Source organism: Priestia sp. USM5, assembly GCF_058323215.1.
The window spans coordinates 121,627-138,054 of sequence record NZ_JBSGKN010000003.1; the positions used below are offsets into that span (position 1 = coordinate 121,627).

The 16,428-nt window shown below is 35.8% G+C and carries 20 protein-coding genes and 1 pseudogene; 19 read left to right on the forward strand and 2 right to left on the reverse strand.

Going from position 1 to position 16,428, the window contains the following annotated elements:
• Positions 1-5: 5 nt before the first annotated feature.
• The 19 genes and pseudogenes from ACWATA_RS26020 (at position 6) to ACWATA_RS26110 (ending at position 14,416) form a co-directional block, all read left to right on the forward strand.
• Positions 6-719 carry a TraC-like domain-containing protein gene (locus ACWATA_RS26020; protein WP_473050299.1) on the forward strand — a complete coding sequence of 238 codons (714 nt, stop codon included), beginning with the start codon at positions 6-8 and terminating at the stop codon, positions 717-719.
• Between the two features lie 17 nt (positions 720-736).
• On the forward strand, positions 737-2,671 hold the full coding sequence (locus ACWATA_RS26025) for a VirB4 family type IV secretion system protein (protein ID WP_473050300.1): 1,935 nt from the start codon (positions 737-739) through the stop codon (positions 2,669-2,671).
• Positions 2,672-2,674: 3 nt separating this feature from the next.
• Positions 2,675-3,787, forward strand: a complete 1,113-nt coding sequence (locus ACWATA_RS26030; RefSeq protein WP_473050301.1) for a bifunctional lytic transglycosylase/C40 family peptidase — start codon at positions 2,675-2,677, stop codon at positions 3,785-3,787.
• Between the two features lie 14 nt (positions 3,788-3,801).
• A complete protein-coding gene (locus ACWATA_RS26035; RefSeq protein ID WP_427599460.1) occupies positions 3,802-4,383 on the forward strand; it encodes a MerR family transcriptional regulator in 582 nt (193 codons plus the stop codon).
• A gap of 10 nt (positions 4,384-4,393) precedes the next feature.
• On the forward strand, positions 4,394-5,281 hold the full coding sequence (locus ACWATA_RS26040) for a hypothetical protein (protein WP_427599462.1): 888 nt from the start codon (positions 4,394-4,396) through the stop codon (positions 5,279-5,281).
• Positions 5,282-5,540: 259 nt separating this feature from the next.
• The gene (locus ACWATA_RS26045) at positions 5,541-5,798 is read left to right on the forward strand and encodes a hypothetical protein (protein ID WP_129542447.1); all 258 of its coding nucleotides are present in this window, start codon (positions 5,541-5,543) and stop codon (positions 5,796-5,798) included.
• The gene (locus ACWATA_RS26050) at positions 5,798-6,148 is read left to right on the forward strand and encodes a hypothetical protein (RefSeq protein ID WP_224358332.1); all 351 of its coding nucleotides are present in this window, start codon (positions 5,798-5,800) and stop codon (positions 6,146-6,148) included. Before ACWATA_RS26045 ends, ACWATA_RS26050 begins: the two co-directional genes overlap by 1 nt.
• Positions 6,145-7,344, forward strand: coding sequence for a MobP2 family relaxase (mobP2, locus tag ACWATA_RS26055; RefSeq protein ID WP_473050302.1), 1,200 nt, complete (start codon positions 6,145-6,147; stop codon positions 7,342-7,344). The genes ACWATA_RS26050 and mobP2 overlap by 4 nt, the downstream gene beginning before the upstream one ends.
• Positions 7,344-7,781, forward strand: a complete 438-nt coding sequence (locus ACWATA_RS26060) for a hypothetical protein (protein WP_473050303.1) — start codon at positions 7,344-7,346, stop codon at positions 7,779-7,781. The genes mobP2 and ACWATA_RS26060 overlap by 1 nt, the downstream gene beginning before the upstream one ends.
• Before the next feature lie 47 nt (positions 7,782-7,828).
• A complete protein-coding gene (locus tag ACWATA_RS26065) occupies positions 7,829-8,104 on the forward strand; it encodes a hypothetical protein (RefSeq protein WP_473050304.1) in 276 nt (91 codons plus the stop codon).
• Positions 8,097-9,176: pseudogene (locus tag ACWATA_RS26070) on the forward strand (ArdC-like ssDNA-binding domain-containing protein); the annotation flags it as partial. The gene ACWATA_RS26065 and the pseudogene ACWATA_RS26070, both read left to right, overlap by 8 nt.
• Before the next feature lie 332 nt (positions 9,177-9,508).
• Positions 9,509-10,339: a hypothetical protein gene (locus ACWATA_RS26075; protein WP_473050305.1), complete on the forward strand. Its 831-nt coding sequence runs from the start codon at positions 9,509-9,511 to the stop codon at positions 10,337-10,339.
• Positions 10,340-10,357: 18 nt separating this feature from the next.
• Entirely contained in the window at positions 10,358-10,540 is a 183-nt protein-coding gene (locus ACWATA_RS26080) for a hypothetical protein (protein ID WP_473050306.1), read from the forward strand.
• Between the two features lie 114 nt (positions 10,541-10,654).
• A complete protein-coding gene (locus tag ACWATA_RS26085; protein WP_473050307.1) occupies positions 10,655-11,608 on the forward strand; it encodes a toprim domain-containing protein in 954 nt (317 codons plus the stop codon).
• Entirely contained in the window at positions 11,601-12,266 is a 666-nt protein-coding gene (locus ACWATA_RS26090; protein WP_473050308.1) for a restriction endonuclease, read from the forward strand. The genes ACWATA_RS26085 and ACWATA_RS26090 overlap by 8 nt, the downstream gene beginning before the upstream one ends.
• A gap of 415 nt (positions 12,267-12,681) precedes the next feature.
• Positions 12,682-13,242 carry a L,D-transpeptidase gene (locus ACWATA_RS26095; RefSeq protein WP_473050309.1) on the forward strand — a complete coding sequence of 187 codons (561 nt, stop codon included), beginning with the start codon at positions 12,682-12,684 and terminating at the stop codon, positions 13,240-13,242.
• A 108-nt stretch (positions 13,243-13,350) separates the two neighbouring features.
• On the forward strand, positions 13,351-13,569 hold the full coding sequence (locus ACWATA_RS26100) for a hypothetical protein (RefSeq protein ID WP_144635439.1): 219 nt from the start codon (positions 13,351-13,353) through the stop codon (positions 13,567-13,569).
• A 56-nt stretch (positions 13,570-13,625) separates the two neighbouring features.
• Positions 13,626-13,937, forward strand: coding sequence for a hypothetical protein (locus ACWATA_RS26105; RefSeq protein ID WP_473050310.1), 312 nt, complete (start codon positions 13,626-13,628; stop codon positions 13,935-13,937).
• A gap of 197 nt (positions 13,938-14,134) precedes the next feature.
• Positions 14,135-14,416: an AbrB/MazE/SpoVT family DNA-binding domain-containing protein gene (locus ACWATA_RS26110; protein ID WP_034655538.1), complete on the forward strand. Its 282-nt coding sequence runs from the start codon at positions 14,135-14,137 to the stop codon at positions 14,414-14,416.
• 140 nt (positions 14,417-14,556) lie between these two features.
• Here ACWATA_RS26110 and ACWATA_RS26115 read toward each other — a convergent pair whose 3' ends face one another.
• Complete coding sequence (locus tag ACWATA_RS26115) at positions 14,557-15,036, reverse strand: hypothetical protein (protein WP_473050311.1); 480 nt, start codon at positions 15,034-15,036, stop codon at positions 14,557-14,559.
• A 676-nt stretch (positions 15,037-15,712) separates the two neighbouring features.
• A complete protein-coding gene (locus ACWATA_RS26120; protein WP_129542392.1) occupies positions 15,713-16,276 on the reverse strand; it encodes a methyltransferase family protein in 564 nt (187 codons plus the stop codon).
• Positions 16,277-16,428 lie beyond the last annotated feature (152 nt).

A 16,428-nucleotide genomic window follows, 5' to 3' on the forward strand; every position in this document is an offset into this window, starting at 1 on the left:
AATAGATGGCATTATTTGATGAAAGAATCCTAGAAAAAGAGAAACCTATTTTAAATGAAAAAAAGACAAGTAACTCCCTTCTCTTTGATGAAAAGGAATTGGATAAACAGATCGCTCGTACAAAGAAAAAGAATCCTTTTTCTCTGTTACAACTTCCAAAGGCTGAAAAGGAAAAAAAGAAAGAGAAATTACCGGAGGTGAAAAAAAGTGTGGCTGATATTATTCCCATTATCGATCAAACAGATAGTGGATTATTTCAGCTAAAAGATGAGGGAGGCTTTTTTTGCATCTGGCAGCTTCAAAGTACAGATATCAATGCCATGCATGACCAAGAGGCAGGACGCAATATTTATACACTGGCTAAAACATACCAGGGCGATAAAGATCCTTTTAAAATCATCTCATTAAACTTGCCCGTTTCAACACAAAAGCAGCAACAGTATCTAGAAAAGAAGATTCGAGAGGCCAACAATGCGTTATCACTTCGATTCTTACGAAAAAAGTTAAAAGAGCTTCAATATTTAGAATGGGGGCGAACCAATCGAGAATACTTTCTTTTCCTATATGGACCGACTGAACTCGCTGTAAAAGAGCGAAAAGACCAATTTATGCGAGATATTCAACTGGCTATCCCTCTGTTACCTGTTTCGGATGAAAAACAAATGAACCTTCTTTACAAACTCTACAATCAAAACGCCAAGCTTGGTAATAAACAATAAGAAAGGATGATAAAACGATGATAACTTTACCTTTTCGTAAAAAAGAGAAAACACCTCAAGAAATCAAGCAGAAAAAAGGATACAATCCCTATTTTGTAGCACAGATTCAACCACAAGGAGGCGTGAGCTTTAAAGAAAACCTTGTTCGAAATGGTGATGGGTATTCGACTTGTATTCATATTTATGAGTACCCAACAAACGTGAATGATTTTTGGCTGGAACCGATCATGAATATGCCAAATGCGATTACGACGTTAGATGTAGTAAGCGATGAGCGAAAACAAGTCGTGGAAGCGATCAATAAAAATATGTCGGAACAAAATGCACGGCATGTGAATGCCAAAGAAAACATTGATCGTATGGATGCACAAGAGCAGTATTTAGATATGAAAGAGTTATACCGTCAAGTCACAAATGGAGAAGTGATCAAACGAATACACCTTCGCATTTATATTGCTGAAAAAACGATTCCTGACTTAGAAAAGCGATTAAAAGAAGTCATTCATCACCTTGAAACGCATAACTTCAGAGGATCCATTTTCTTAAATGAACAAGAGTATGAGTGGGAATCGTTAGTGACGCATTTTGACATACAAAAGAAATATCCCAATAAGCGAAAAGGAAAGGAAATCCCCGCATTAGCATTAGCCGGAGGGTTTCCTTTTCATTTTACTCACTTAGATGATCCATACGGCACGTATCAAGGAACAACAAGAACTGGTGGGAGTGTCATCTTTGATTTGTTTCATAAAGACCAACAACGAAAAAGTTATAATGCGGTGTTGATGGGCTTAATGGGCGTAGGTAAATCAACCTTTTTAAAGAAAGTCACCACGGATAATGCGATTAAAGGCTATAAGATTCGAGGGTTTGATATTGTAGGGGAGTTTGAAAGTCTCGTCAGAGAATTAGGGGGGAAACAGATTGCGCTCGATGGATCAGAAGGGCAAATTAATCCCTTACAAGTGTTCAAAACACATGAACATGAGATTAATAGCTTCACGCAGCATTTATCTAAATTAACCGTTTTTTATCGCTTTATCGCACCGGAAGCAAAAGATGATGAATTAAAAGAGTATGAAAAGTTACTTCGTAAACTCTATATCCAAAAACAGTTATGGAACGATGAAAAAGGCGCAAGCAATCATATCACTGGGCGTTCACCAGAAGCCTATCCAACGTTTAGTGAGTTTCTACAGCTTATTCGGAAAGAGTTATATGCAGATGAAAAAACAAGAGAGCACCATCCAAACTTAGGAGAGTATCGGAAACGACGTCTTGAACTCATCGAGCTGAACATTGAAAACTTGGTTGAAACGTACGCTCATTTATTTGATGGCATTTCGACAATTGAAGATTTTAACGACGAGCAAGTTGTATTCTTCTCCATCCGTCATTTATCAAAATTAAAAGATGAAATTGCACAGGCACAGCTTTTCAATGTCATGAGTTTATTATGGGATGGCATGCTACAGAATGGAGAACCACAATTGGCAGCCTATACGAAAGGGACATTATCCTTTGAAGATGCCATTCGTTATTTGATTGTCATCGACGAGGCGCACCACATTGTGAACACGAAAAAGGGCAATGAACATGCCTTAGATTTCCTAACAGAGTTTAGTCGAGAAGCTCGAAAATACTTTGCAGGTTTAATCTACGCAAGTCATTTAATCAGTGACTTTGTGCCAGATGGTTCCGAACAAACAGCGATTGAAAAAATTAAAAAGCTTTTTGATTTAACTCAATATAAATTCATCATGCAGCAAGATGATAATAACTTAGATACCATTCAACGAGTGTTTAAAACAGGGATTACCGATAGTGAATTGACTGAGATCCCGAAGCTGCCAATTGGGGATGTGCTCCTTTGTATTAAGTCCGTAAAAAACATTCTCTTTCATATTGAAATCGATGAGGAAGAGAAAGTGCTGTATGGTGGGGGTGCGTAAGCCTTGCATATTGTTTTACAGCTCATTCCAAAAAAATATTTGATTGGAGGCACGTTGATCCTGTTAGGATTATCGGGCCTTTTAATCATGAGTACGATTATAGCCATTACAGGTGAATTTGAAAAAGATAGTCAACAAAGTGAGGTAACAGAGATTGAAGGCGGAGGCATTGGTGTAGGAACGGCTAATGTGTCACCAGAGGTCATGAAGTATCAACCCTTGCTTGAAAAGTACGCACAAAAACATGGGCTAGACGCTTCTTATGTGCCAATTATGATGGCACTTATGATGCAAGAAAGTGGAGGAAGAGGAAACGATCCAATGCAAAGTAGTGAGTCTTATTGTGGATCAGTTGGATGTATTTCTAGCCCTGAATTATCGGTCGATAAAGGAGTTTTGCATTTTAAAAGTGTACTAGAAAAGGCTCATTATGATTTGAAACTTTGCCTTCAATCCTACAATTTTGGAGGTGGTTTTATCAATTATGTCATGAAAAATGGAGGTAAATATACACCAGAGCTAGCAATCTCTTTTTCACAATTGCAATATCAAAAGGTAAAACATACAGGAAATTATCACTGTGTGCGTCCTGAAATGGTTCCTTATTCCGCCTGTTATGGCGACGCGAAGTATGTCGATGCGGTACTGAAATATTATACAGGAACGATCACAGCTGACGGAAAACCGGCTGCTCCTGCGAGTGGTGGAAGTGGCAGTAAATCAGGTGTGAAAGTAATTGATGCAGGCAAAACGTTGATTGGTAAAACACGTTATGTATTTGGTGGCGGACGCTCTCAATCTGATATTAATGCAGGACGTTTTGATTGTTCAAGTTTCGTCAGATGGGCATTCGAACAGGTAGGAATGAATGTTGGTCCAATGTCAGGCGTAACAACCGATACACTCAAAACACAGGGGCAAGCAATCAATCCAAAAGACATGAAGCCTGGAGATGTAGTGTTTTTTGATACCTATAAAATAGACGGCCATGTCGGAATATATGTTGGAAATAATCAGTTTTTAGGCTGCCAAGGAAAAACAGGTGTAGCCATCGCAAGTATGGCAAAAGGAACGTATTTTGGTGAACGATTCAATGGAAGAGTAAAACGATTTTAAAAGGAGAAAAGGCGATGAAAAATAAAGCAGCACTACTATTTGGAGCGCTTGCCGTTGTGGTGGCAGGCGTGACCATTTTCAATATCTACCTTAACCATAATATCTCCAACACAACAGCTTCGAAACAAATTCAAGTCACAAATGAGAGCTTACAAGAAGAAAATAAAGAGTTAAAAAAACAACTAAGTGAAGTTCGCCCTTCTGCCCAAGAACAACAAAAACGAGATTACTTGAATACGGTTAAACAGTTTATTGATGTGTCCTATCATCGTGAAAAAGATGGATTTGAGGATCGCAAAAAGGTCGCAAAAGCTATCATGGACAAAGAACTTTATGAGCAATTTTATCCTTCTGAAAAGTTCGTATATGGAGATAGTTACACTTCAGTTCCAAACGATGTACAGCTTTATGTACAACAATATGATGGAGGGCAAGAAGAGGTCGAAGTCATTGCTGAATTTACGAATCAGCTTGTCATAAAAGATGAGAATGTCGACGATCAAACGCATGACATTATTAAAGTTTCTCTACGGAAAGAAGAGAATAAATGGGTGGTTTATAGTATCGAAGAATTGAAAACAGAAATCATGAAATGAGGTGGAGCAGATGGCATTTAAGAAGCAATTTGAAGATTATCGATTTAATTTAAATCGCAATCGGTCATGGAAGTATACAGCAATGTTGATCTTTTTCTTTATCGGTTTTTTATCCTTACTGACATCAAAATTCTATTTAAAAACGGAAGATCCTTTGTATCATACCAAAACCTATGAGGCAGTTTCTTCTAACATAACAGGAACCGTAACCATTGAAAATCGTGTGTATCATCCGGCTAATGGCTCACTGGATATGGTGATCAAAATGGATCAAACAGATGAAGAGGAAGTAAGCTTTGTTGCACAAGAAAAAGCGAATCCAAACATCAAATTACCTGTTCATTTATTGTATGAAGATGATGGCTATTATGTGGTGAGAATCAGTGATTTATCTCCAAATTGGGAAGCACTTGCCTTTGATCTGTATCAAGAAAATGAAGAAAAAGAAACGGTAAATGTGGATGATGTAACAGGTGATTCAGAAACAGATTCAACAGAGGAAATAGATGCTCATGCGTTAATTACCACGCTCTATTCTGACCAACGAAAAACGAAAAGTGAAGAAGGAAAAGGAACAAAAACCAAACAAGAATATGCGCTTTTAGTTAATGAGTTAGAGAAACAGTTTGTCAAAAAGAAAATGAAAAACTATGAAAAAGCAATCACAGTAGAAGCCAAACATAAGCGCCAAACGCAACAAGAAATGAACGAATTACAACGTGATATGAAGTACCAAGTGAATGAGGAAAAAGCCGATACGGAATCAAAAATTGCGATGAAAAAGGATGCCATTCAGTCGAGTGATGAAAGCATTCAGCTCTATGAAGATGAACAAAAAAGTTTACAAGAAAAGCTCCAAAAGTTAAATGAAAAGCAACAGGATTTAGCCATGAAGTGAAAAAACACATGTCAACAGTAGGTCAACATGTGTTTTTTTGAGGTTCACAGTAGGTTCACATCATTAGTTTTTCATGTTCACAGTAGGTTCACATAGAGGAGTTTAGGTCAACAGCAGGTTCACACTTTAAAGGTTTTCGTGATATCACGGTTTTGCTAGGCTCTGCCTAGCCTATCACACCCTGTGATAGCAAAAACCCCTTATGCTCTTCTCTCTTTTGTAGTGGGGAACCACAATTTATAGGAAAGGAACGAATGTTATGGATATTCTTTTACGAGATATTGATCCAACTGCCGTAAAAAAAATAGATGAGATTGCAAAAGTAAAAAAGATTTCTCGTCAAGAATTCTTAAAAGGTCAGGTTGAAACACTGGCTGTTTTTCAAGAACAAAAAGATCGTGAAGCAGAACTCGAAAATATCATCTATAAAAATATAAAGATGATGGAAAAATGTGCAGTTGCAATTGAAACAGTTAATGGATTCATTCAAGAAATGATGGGAGAGGATGAAGAATGATGAAGCAAAGACGTAAAATTTCATTTGATACTGAAACAGATCAGTATATTCAAAGTTACATGGAAGAAAATCACTTGCGCTTTCCAGCTGATGCCATTTCTCAAATATGTAAAGAGCATAAAGAGGCTCAGAAACGTGATGATGACTCAATACAAAGAATGGTGAAGTCTGTTACTCAAAATATGGATAGTCTTTTGGAAAGAGAACGTCGTCATATTATAAATGCATTGTGTTGTACAGAAAAAAGTATCCAAAGGTCAACCATGAAAAATTTTAAAGAAGTTGAGGATTATAGAATCGCAAAAAATGGTAAGTTGATGGCTGCCATTGTAGAGGGGTACAAAAAATGAAGCCGTCCTCTGTTATACCAGGAGTCGTGCTCAAAACAAAATTTATCACGTCTGATAAGAAAGCTTTTCAAGATTATGTAGATTATGTAGATCGTGAGGAAGCAAAAAAAGGACAGGGAGCAAATGAAAAACTGTTTACCCTATATCAAGATTATATGGATAATCCTAATAAAACGTCTTCTTTATTTACTCAACAATCCAATCGGTTGAATGAAGAAGAAAAAAAACAATTAAAAAAATTGTTTGAAACAGCACAAAAAAATAACAGTATCATGTGGCAAGATGTCATCACATTTCATAATCCGTGGCTCCAAGAAAATGGTTTATATGATGCTGATACTCATACAGTGGATGAGAAAAAGTTAATGGACATTACCCGTCAGTCCATGAAGGAAATGCTTAAAAGGGAAAGGTTAAATGAGTCGGCTGTTTGGTCGGCTGCCATTCACTACAACACTGGGAACATTCATATTCATATTGCAACAGTAGAACCACAACCTACTCGTGAGCGAGGAAAAAGGAAACCTAAAACATTGGATGCAATGAAATCAACAGTCGTGAATCAAATTTTAAATCGAGGTGAGCAGCAGCAGAAAATAAATGAGTTAATTCGAAATGATATGGTCGGAAAAAAGAAGCAGGATTCTTCATTAAGATGGAAGAATCGTGACATTCAACCATTGTTTCTACAAATCTATAATCATCTTCCAGAAGATAAAAGGCAATGGCAATATAGCTACCGAACATTAAAACCAATGAAGCCATTTATTGATGTGCTGAGTCAAAAATATATTGAAAAGTATCATCGCAATGAATATCAACAATTACTTAAAAAGTTAGATAAAGAAGTAGAGGAATTAAAGAAAGCATATGGAGAAGGAAAGGTTGATGAGAAACGATACAAGGACTACAAGCAAACAAAAATAGATGATCTCTATAAGCGAATGGGAAATGCTTTTTTAAAAGAAATGAAAGATTACGATAGGCAACAGCAACAGATTAAAAGAATGGCAGAAAGCAGGAAACAATCAAAGCGTCCTGCAAATTTTAATCAACATGTCTCTATGCATTTTGCATTAAAAAAGATGGAGAGAGCGTTTAAATCAGAATATGAAAGTTGGAAAAACCAAAAACATTATGAGCAATTGCAAAAAGATATTGAACATAATCGAGAAGCTGAAAGGGGCTATGAATGATGGAGAAAAATCGACGTACCATTTCATTAGATACGAAAACAGATGAATATATTCAAGCTTATATGGAAGAACATCACTTTCGTTTTCCTGGGGAAGCGATTATGGATATTTGCCAAAAGTACCAAGAAACCAAGGAAAAGGAATGGTCATTACAATATATTTCGGAAGTGGTTAGCAACAACTTACATCAAGCACTAAAAGAGGAATTAACTAGGATACGTCTTGGAGCAAACAGTGCCGATAAAAACACACAAATTTTAATTGAATATATGAACGGTCTTTTCTTTCATCACGGTTTTGATGGATTAATGACCACAGATTTACAAGAGTTAGATAGCACAAAGGTTGCGAAAGAAGCTGTTGAGAAGCGTATTGCGAATCAACGTCAAAAACGGATTGATTGGGAAGAGTCCAAAGGGAAACAACCATCTCATTGATGGATTTATATAAAGATAGTTTTAAACATGTAGAGGAGGAACAAGATATGTTTTTTAACAAAGATTTAGTGTTAGCTTCGATTAAAGCTGTGGGAGAGGATCATGCCATTGTGCAATATCAAGAAAAAGAGGTAGAGGTGAATTTAAGTCCAGAAGAAGCGAAAGAGTTTCATCAATATGTGGTACATCAAGAGAATATGTTGGTGCCAATGAATATTAAAACACAGAAGCTTTTTGTGGATTTAGAAGAACCTTGGTATGAACAAGAACTAGAAGAGCTTAAGGGGATCTCCTATCAAGAAGAGGAGGGAGAAGATGAGTAAAACCTATGCGAAAAAATCCGTTGAAGATAAGCGTAAAGAGGTTGAAGAGTTAACGAAAGGTATGGAGAAGAAGGTGGAGCAGCATTTTCATTCTGCCGAAGAACTAAAAGATTATTTATCTTTTATGGGTAAGTTTTATCAATACTCCATGTCGAACACAGCTCTTATTCAAGAACAGTTCTTTGGTGCTCAAGCTGTTGGATCATTTAAATTTTGGAAAGACAAAGGGTGCTCTGTCAATAAAGGGGAAAAGGGCATTAAGATTCTTGTACCAAACAAAACGGTTCCTAAATTTAAAGATGATAATGGAAAGTGGAAATCGATTAATAAAGCCACTCCACAAGAAAAGAAACTCATACAAGATGGAAAAAAAGAAGTTACTCAAGGCCGACTGTACTTTTCAGTCGGTCATGTTTTCGATGTGGCGCAAACGAACGCAAAAGCAAGTGATTTACCTAAGATCTTTCCGAATCGTTGGTTAGAAGGCAATATAGAGGATTACAAGGCACTTTATAAAGGAATGGAAGCTATTGCGGAAAAGAACGGTATCTCTATCATTGCTCCTAAAGAAGAACTAGGATCTGCAAAAGGGGTTTCCTATACATTAACAAAAGAAGTTGCGCTAAATCCTCGTAATTCAGAAAAGCAAAATGTAAAAACACTTTTGCATGAACTCACACATGCCAAACTTCATACAAAGGACACATATCTAAACTATACAGCTGCGGAAAAAGAGTTTCAGGCAGAAATGACAGCTTATACGGTTTCCTCTTATTTTGGAATCGACACCAGTTCTTACTCTTTGGATTACCTCTCAAATTGGACGAAAGGAAAGACCTTTGAAGATAAAAACAAGCTTTTAAAAGAGGTACATGAAACGTCCGTTGGGTTTATTGAAACAATTGAGGAGACTTTGGTAAAAGAGCGAGAAAAAAATCAGTCACCAGAAAAAAACGATGAAAAACAGCTGCAAGCAGATTCTCTTTCATCTGAAAATGTACAAGAGAAAATGAAAGAGGGATATGAAGATTATAAACAAAAGCAGAAACAGGAATCGGCACAAAATGTAGATAGCATATTAGACCGTGTCACGGCTGAAGAAAAGTATTATTCAACCAAAACACAAGCGATTAAAAATGGATGGATGACAAAGGAAGAAGTCGTGAAACTTGAGCATCAGATCGATTCGAACATCACTAAAAATGAGAAGGGGATCATCAATGGTCAAGTTCAAGAACAATCTCTTACTTTTCAAGAACGTGTTGAAGTGGGTAATCACATGTACCCTCAAAAACGTACAGGCACCGTCAAAAAGAAAAAAGAAGAACAGGAACTCGAAAGGTAAGGGAGCGTAAAAAGCTCTCTTTTTTATTGCCCAAATACTATCTAAATGGAGGAAGAATGATGAAAAAAATTACGTCTCTTTCAAATGACCAATTTAAAACGCTTATTTCCGATAAACGAGAATTAAAGAAGTTTATGAAACACCCACAAAATGAAAAAATCGAGGCAGGTTGGGCAAATATCAGTGGTGAACAGCTGCAAGACATTCCTTCTGGAGCTGTTTACTTAACACAATCAGCTCTAGGGGAAGAAAAACCGCAGGTTTTACTTGTTTCCACCGATGAAAGAGGGCAAAAACAAGCCTATGAAAGTGAAGCAACACTTGATTTTTTAAAGAGTCATGATGTGAATCCTGTTTTAGAGAAAGATCGGGAAACGCAGCTCAAAACAAGCTATATTACGTTTTTACAGGCTCATGACAAAGAGAAACCTCAAGATATTGATAGCATGTTAGCCCGTGTGAATGCAGAAAACGATTATGTCATGTTGAAATCAAGTGCCTTAAAGGAAAAGCAGTTCACCTCTGACCAATTGAAAGGTATGGAGAATGAGCTTTCTCATCAGTTTCAAGCACGTAAACAGACACAAGAAAAGGACCGATATCAAGAAGATTACAAACAAGAAGTACTAGAAGTTATGCAGCAGCCTAGCGAAGAAACACAGTATAAGCAGCTATTTAAACAAAGCTTGTTAGCCCAATTAGGCATATCAGATGAAAAAGATTCTTCTAAAGGAGTGAAAAAGGAAGCTGAATCAGAAAAGACTCCTGTCGAAAAGCAGCTCAAGCAAGAAACACCTCAAGAGAAAGAGCAGCGTTTGGTCAAAATGAAGGAGTTTGAACAAAAGCATTCTTTTGATAAGGTGTACAAATTAAAAAAAGAAGTGCTGTAGGAATTAAAAGAGCTCAATTTGACTGATTCTCAACGTGAGAAATTAACCAAGCTTGAAAAGGCGTTGGACACAGAGAAAAAGGATCATGACAAGCAGAAAAAAGAAGAGAAATCACAGAATGGATTTACGAAGTTTTTTGCACGGAATAGTGGAGCAAATTCTTCGAGAAAACAGAAAGAGACACAAGAAATGGAACGTTAAAAAAAGCAAAAGTTTAGACGGAATGGGAGGGCTGAAAAGCTCTCCTTTTTCATATCGTGGAGTGAAGGAGGGATTTAGGTGGGAGAACGAAAATACGTCAAGGAGGAGGAGGTTATGAAAGCCAGAGATATTGATTTGTTGTCGTATCTGGAAGCCAAAGGCGAAACCTTTGTAAAAGAAGGAAAGTATTATCGTCATACGGAACATGATAGCTTACTCATCAAAGGAAATATGTACGCTTGGAATAGCCGGAATGAAACAGGATACGGGGCAATCAGTTTCGCTCAAATGTATTATGGGATGTCGTTCCCACAAGCTGTATTAGATATCAACAAAGGCGATTATAAAGAGCTTTCTCATTCTCACGAACAGCACACTAATTCCAAATCCAACGAGCCTTTTCGCTATCCAAAAGAGTTAGAAGTGAAGGATCAAAGCAAAGCAAAAGACTATCTCATAAAAGAACGTAAAATAGATCCTCGATTAGTTGACTGGCTCCTTCAAAAAGATTTAATCGCCCAGGACAAACGGAACAATCTGGTGTTTAAATGGCGTCAACATGGAGGTAAAGGAAAAGTGATTGGGGCAGATCGACAAGGAACAGCTTCGATAAAAAATAAACGAGGTTCTTTTAAACAAGTCTTACCGAACGATAACCCACATACAGGCTTTTCAGTTGATGTTGGTCGCCCAAACAAGATTCATTTCTTTGAAAGCCCAATTGATCTTCTTTCTTATTGGAGTATACAGGAGACTCAATTACAGAATACACGTCTTATTAGTATGAATGGCTTAAAACCTAAAACTGTTGCTCAGTCTTATATTGAAGCTCGAAGAGAAGGCTTAAGCATTAAAGAAATGGTGTTAGCTGTCGATAATGACCAAGGGGGAAAAGAATTTATTGACAAAATGCACCAAATCGTTAATGCTGATTTAATAAGAGCAGATATTCCAAAGGGAGCGAAAGATTGGAACGATCAATTAAAGAAGAATGGAAAAAGCATTCAACCTGTGGCATCACGTCTCCGAAATAAACAAAAAGAACAGGAGCTTTCAATGAATGGATAAAGTGTTTCAAAGTGTATTTTATCTTTTTCTTATCATCATTTTATTTAAGCTTTCTCAATTTGCTTACCGTGTCCTTTGTGAACGGAAGTATATGAAAGAGCTAGCCCAATCAGGTATGCCCTATATTGATAAAATGGATGGTTATCAGTTCGAAATTTATCTAAAAGCACTTTTTCAGCAATTAGGTTACAAAACTCAAGTGACGCAAAAGTCTGGTGATTTTGGGGCTGACTTGGTGATGAAAGGCAAGGATAAGATTGTGATTCAGGCCAAACGATATGGAGTTAAAAACCGGGTGAGTCTTTCTGCTGTACAAGAAGTTTATGGAGCAAAAGCGTATTATAAAGCGAATCAAGCTTGGGTCGTGACCAATAGTTATTTTACGAAGCAGGCTAAAGAGTTAGCAGCTGCATGTGATGTGACTTTAGTGGATCGGGCGGATCTTCAAAAGTTTATTAATGAAGTCAATCCCGTTTTTAAAGCACAGGAAATCTTTGAAAATATCACACCAGAACCTCGTAAATGTCCAAAGTGTGGGCAAGATCTAGTCGTACGAGATGGGAATGGTACTCGTTTTTTTGGCTGTTCCTCGTTCCCTTCTTGTCGTCATACAGAGAAAATTAATGAGGAAGTAAGTAAGAGCAGACCTTCGGTATAGTAAGGTCTGTTTTTTCTTGCTCTAAAAAGGAGCCGATGTTATAAGTTCATATACTAGTCTTAATTGATCGGTGAAGGGATATTTTTTATGTATAACTCATTAGATTCATCACATAATATCAGTGTAATAGTATTGTTCTCTCCCCAAAGAGAGTCCATCACACTTACCCTATTTCAATCTTCCTTCTAACTGATTGAGTGGGGTCTTTTTTATGTGTATTTTAAGACACTGATATTTGCATCAAATGTACTTACGCAAAACAAACGTTAATTGCGATAGAGAATGTTTCTTTACATGTCAAAATCATCAATGAAATAGGTTTTTGTTCATAAATTATTGTTACGAAAAACACCTTCAAATAAAGAAGGTGTTTTTTCTGTTTTATATACACATGATAAAAAGAGGAGTGTTTGAGATGAAGAATTTATTCATTAAATTAGTCACTGTGTTTATATTATTGATGGCTACACTATATGGAATGCCGGTAGGGAAAACGGAAGCTGCCAATAAAGCATTTAATCAAGACTTCATTATTATTAATAAAAAATATAACAAGCTTGCGTATTTTCATAACGGTTATATTGAAATCGTTGATCCAGTAGCAACGGGTAAAACATGGGAGAAAACACCTGTTGGATTTTTTAAAGTGGTGAACAAGATTAAAAATCGCCCTTATTATACAGGACATATTCCTGGGGGAGATCCTCGTAATCCATTAGGAAAGCGTTGGTTAGGATTAAATGCAGGCGGTACGAATGGTGATACATACGGCATTCACGGAAATAATAATGAAAGCAGCATTGGAAAATACGTGAGTCACGGATGTGTCAGAATGCATAATACAGATGTGGAGAAGCTTTATGAGAAAGTTGAAGTTGACACACCGGTTGTGATTACGTATTCCTATAAGAGCTTTATTGATCTCACTAAGATTTATGGATATACGTTTAAAGGCTACAAGTTAAAAAATAACTAATGATTAGGCAGCATTCCGTTATTACGTGATGTTGTTTTTTCTTTGTCTTCTTTCCATATACCCTTATCATGGAAATATATGAAAAATGTGGTGGAGGGGGATATGGTTATGCGAGCAAAAATCGAAAAGGCTAAACATGTGGTAATGTTTAGAGCTACAGGAGAGTTTTATGCGCATGAGGTCAATCAAGATAAAATAAGAATGGGTTTCTTTGTCTGTCCTTCATGTGAAGTCACAGTACATTATAAACACGATCATTTCTTTTCCCGTGAACATACACGAAATTGTATCTATGTGAAAGAACAATTTAAGAAAAAAGCCTACTAGGTAAATGAAGATTCAATGATTTTATATGGTACTAAGGAGAAAAGGGGGAAAACGATATGAAAAATCATGTTTATCAAAATGGACGCTTAATTCAAACGAATAAAAAGTTTTCAGTATTGAGGCAAAAGCAGAAAGAATGGATAACAAACGAATTAAGACAACGCTATATTCGTGCGATTAACTACCCTCACGTCAAATTACACCCTAGGAAACGAGATCAAATTTTAGACGAAGTTTATGATCTTATTGAGGGAAAAGAAATTTGGATACCTTATGGTGAAGTGAAGAGACACTATTTTAGCAAAATCCCTTCGTTTATTCGTAAGAATAAGAAAATGATGCAAGAAGAAATAAAAGGTGAATCATAAGATGGCTAGAGTAGTTATAGAATGGGACTATTTTAAACATTCGACAGCGTTGAGACTACATAAACAGGCTAAGCTTGTTTTAGTACCATTTATATGATGTAGGAAGGAGCACTTAAGGTTCCTTTGTTGGATTGATAAATCTATTCATAGAAAATCAAATGAAGTAGAATATTGCAGAAGGAAGGGGAGAATATAAAATGAAATCAACAGGTATTGTACGAAAAGTAGATGAATTAGGTAGAGTTGTTATTCCAGTTGAGCTAAGAAAGGTTCTTGCTATTAAAGAAAAAGACCCTATCGAGATCTTTGTTGATGGGAATCAAATTATTTTAAAGAAATACATGTCTTATAACGAATGTATAGTAACAGGTGACATCACTCCTCAAAATAGGGAATATGCAAAAGGTTTAGTGCTAAGTCCAAGAGGGGCGGAAATTTTAAAGAATGAAATAGAGTTTAAGTTCAATATAAAAGCTTAATTTATTCATGGTTTTATGGAGTAGAGGTAATTTTTCAAAGGCTTGAAGCCTTGATAAATCTATAATGTGTAAAATTATGTATAAAGGATAAATTTTGATGTTACGCCATCCCTTGTCTCCTGAGGGGTGGCGTTTTGTTTTTATTTCTTTCCTGCTAAGAGCTTATTTTCCAGCTTATATATCCATTTATAATATCCTAATACAATAAGTAAAAGTAAAGGATCCATAATGGCTGAATGCCATAGATTCCACCAACCGTATTTAAAGTATCCCCACGGTTCAGGTAATAATGTGATGGCTTCATAAAGTAAAATAGCTATCATCCAATAAAAAATATACATAATACGTTTATGAAGGGCTTCTCCAGAAGGATACCAATTTAGAAACATCATATTCACTGGTGGAATCAACACTGTTAATGTAAGAATTTCACGCCACCCATCAATATCTTTAGAAAAGTACCAATAGCCATGATATTTTGTATCAATATATAAATCGCCGAGTTGTTGCAAAGCAATTGTAAATGCCCAAATATGTACGATTTGATTTGCCGTCAATCTTTTATTTGTTTTAAACGCAATAAAGTTAAACAGAATAATAGCAATAATAAGTCCTATCATAAGGTTAATTTTCCTTTTTAACCAAATATACCATATAATGTTAATTAAAGAAAACTGCTAGTTACTTTATTTCGAATTTATCTTTATCCTGTTCACTCCAAGATCACACTTATCGACAAAAAGACAGTCTAAAACAGTACACCTTTTTAGATACCGAAAAAATCAATAATGAAACGTCTATTTAATTTTTAAAATAGATGTTTTTGCACGCACAAAAAGTAATTAATCTTTATAGACAATATGTCATATTCAATTTCAGTTGCCATAATGTGAGTTACAGAGATAACAAAAAGAGCCCTTATTCCATGAGGACTCTTTTCATCTATAATTAAAGTTTTTAAAATGTATCAATTGATGAAAGCAATTCTTTTAAATCATCAACTGCATGCTCATCGGTAAAATTCAGTCCCCCAAAAACATCTTTTTTTCAAAGCCTACGTTAAGACACTTTTAGGAAATAAAACCCTGATTTATCTACGCCAAGTAGAAGAATCAGGGTTTTATTTTGCCTTCTTATTTTCAAACTTTCCGATCCCAAAATACTATCATCTTAAACTAACACAACCGTTTGGTTAAGTACATATTTCCACATTCTTTATTTTTTTGGCTATGTTAATCTTCCACTTTTACTTTTAATATGAATGAAAGACTTACCCTTTGCCACCAACAACTAATGCTAAAGGTATTTACGAACTTTTTTACAGTATGCTTCATATTCTTCACCGTAAATCTTTTTCAAGGATTTTTCTTCAAGTTGAACCTGACGATTAAAAAGCCAAATTCCAGTAAATACGTACAATAATAATATCCAGTTTGGTAAAATTAGGAATATCCCTATTAAAACAAATCCAAAAGCTGTGTAAATGGGATTACGGCTAATCGCAAAAACACCTGTTGTTATAAGTTCACCTGGTTTTTCTTCATCAATTCCAACTCTAAAACTTTTCCCAAATGAAATTATGCTTAACGAGAATAATACTAAACCCATCGTGCATAAACCTACACCTATCCAACTAAAGACTTCATTGCTAAATAGTTTGGTACCTAGTTTGGGCAAATCAAAAACACTAGAGAAAATAAGATAAAAAAACAGTAATGCAAATGGGATAATAAAGAAATCTTTTTTATCTAGCTCACCAAATTTAAAAGCTTTAATTCCCTTTTTCCCCAACTGTTTAGCACGAATTATAACCATTATCATCATTAAAAGTAATGATATGATTGCAAAATATCCTTGCATAACTCTCCACCCCTTATTCATTTAATAAATGATTGATATTTTGTTCATTCAACGGAGTATTTGGAATACCTTGTGTAATTTAAATTTCAAGCATTTATAAGAATTACTTTTCTTACTGGTTATTAGTTATAATCATATTTAAGACTACATTC

Bases quoted from the DNA above. Each gene is read 5' to 3' on its own strand.
- ACWATA_RS26085 (WP_473050307.1), top strand. From the start codon at position 10,655: ATGAAAGCCAGAGATATTGATTTGTTGTCGTATCTGGAAGCCAAAGGC.
- ACWATA_RS26050 (WP_224358332.1), top strand. From the start codon at position 5,798: ATGAAGCAAAGACGTAAAATTTCATTTGATACTGAAACAGATCAGTAT.
- ACWATA_RS26110 (WP_034655538.1), top strand. From the start codon at position 14,135: ATGAAATCAACAGGTATTGTACGAAAAGTAGATGAATTAGGTAGAGTT.
- ACWATA_RS26115 (WP_473050311.1), bottom strand. From the start codon at position 15,036: ATGATAGGACTTATTATTGCTATTATTCTGTTTAACTTTATTGCGTTT.
- ACWATA_RS26025 (WP_473050300.1), top strand. From the start codon at position 737: ATGATAACTTTACCTTTTCGTAAAAAAGAGAAAACACCTCAAGAAATC.
- ACWATA_RS26040 (WP_427599462.1), top strand. From the start codon at position 4,394: ATGGCATTTAAGAAGCAATTTGAAGATTATCGATTTAATTTAAATCGC.
- ACWATA_RS26060 (WP_473050303.1), top strand. From the start codon at position 7,344: ATGGAGAAAAATCGACGTACCATTTCATTAGATACGAAAACAGATGAA.
- ACWATA_RS26095 (WP_473050309.1), top strand. From the start codon at position 12,682: ATGAAGAATTTATTCATTAAATTAGTCACTGTGTTTATATTATTGATG.
- ACWATA_RS26100 (WP_144635439.1), top strand. From the start codon at position 13,351: ATGCGAGCAAAAATCGAAAAGGCTAAACATGTGGTAATGTTTAGAGCT.
- ACWATA_RS26035 (WP_427599460.1), top strand. From the start codon at position 3,802: ATGAAAAATAAAGCAGCACTACTATTTGGAGCGCTTGCCGTTGTGGTG.
- mobP2 (WP_473050302.1), top strand. From the start codon at position 6,145: ATGAAGCCGTCCTCTGTTATACCAGGAGTCGTGCTCAAAACAAAATTT.
- ACWATA_RS26020 (WP_473050299.1), top strand. From the start codon at position 6: ATGGCATTATTTGATGAAAGAATCCTAGAAAAAGAGAAACCTATTTTA.
- ACWATA_RS26075 (WP_473050305.1), top strand. From the start codon at position 9,509: ATGAAAAAAATTACGTCTCTTTCAAATGACCAATTTAAAACGCTTATT.
- ACWATA_RS26105 (WP_473050310.1), top strand. From the start codon at position 13,626: ATGAAAAATCATGTTTATCAAAATGGACGCTTAATTCAAACGAATAAA.
- ACWATA_RS26045 (WP_129542447.1), top strand. From the start codon at position 5,541: ATGGATATTCTTTTACGAGATATTGATCCAACTGCCGTAAAAAAAATA.
- ACWATA_RS26065 (WP_473050304.1), top strand. From the start codon at position 7,829: ATGTTTTTTAACAAAGATTTAGTGTTAGCTTCGATTAAAGCTGTGGGA.
- ACWATA_RS26090 (WP_473050308.1), top strand. From the start codon at position 11,601: ATGGATAAAGTGTTTCAAAGTGTATTTTATCTTTTTCTTATCATCATT.
- ACWATA_RS26120 (WP_129542392.1), bottom strand. From the start codon at position 16,276: ATGCAAGGATATTTTGCAATCATATCATTACTTTTAATGATGATAATG.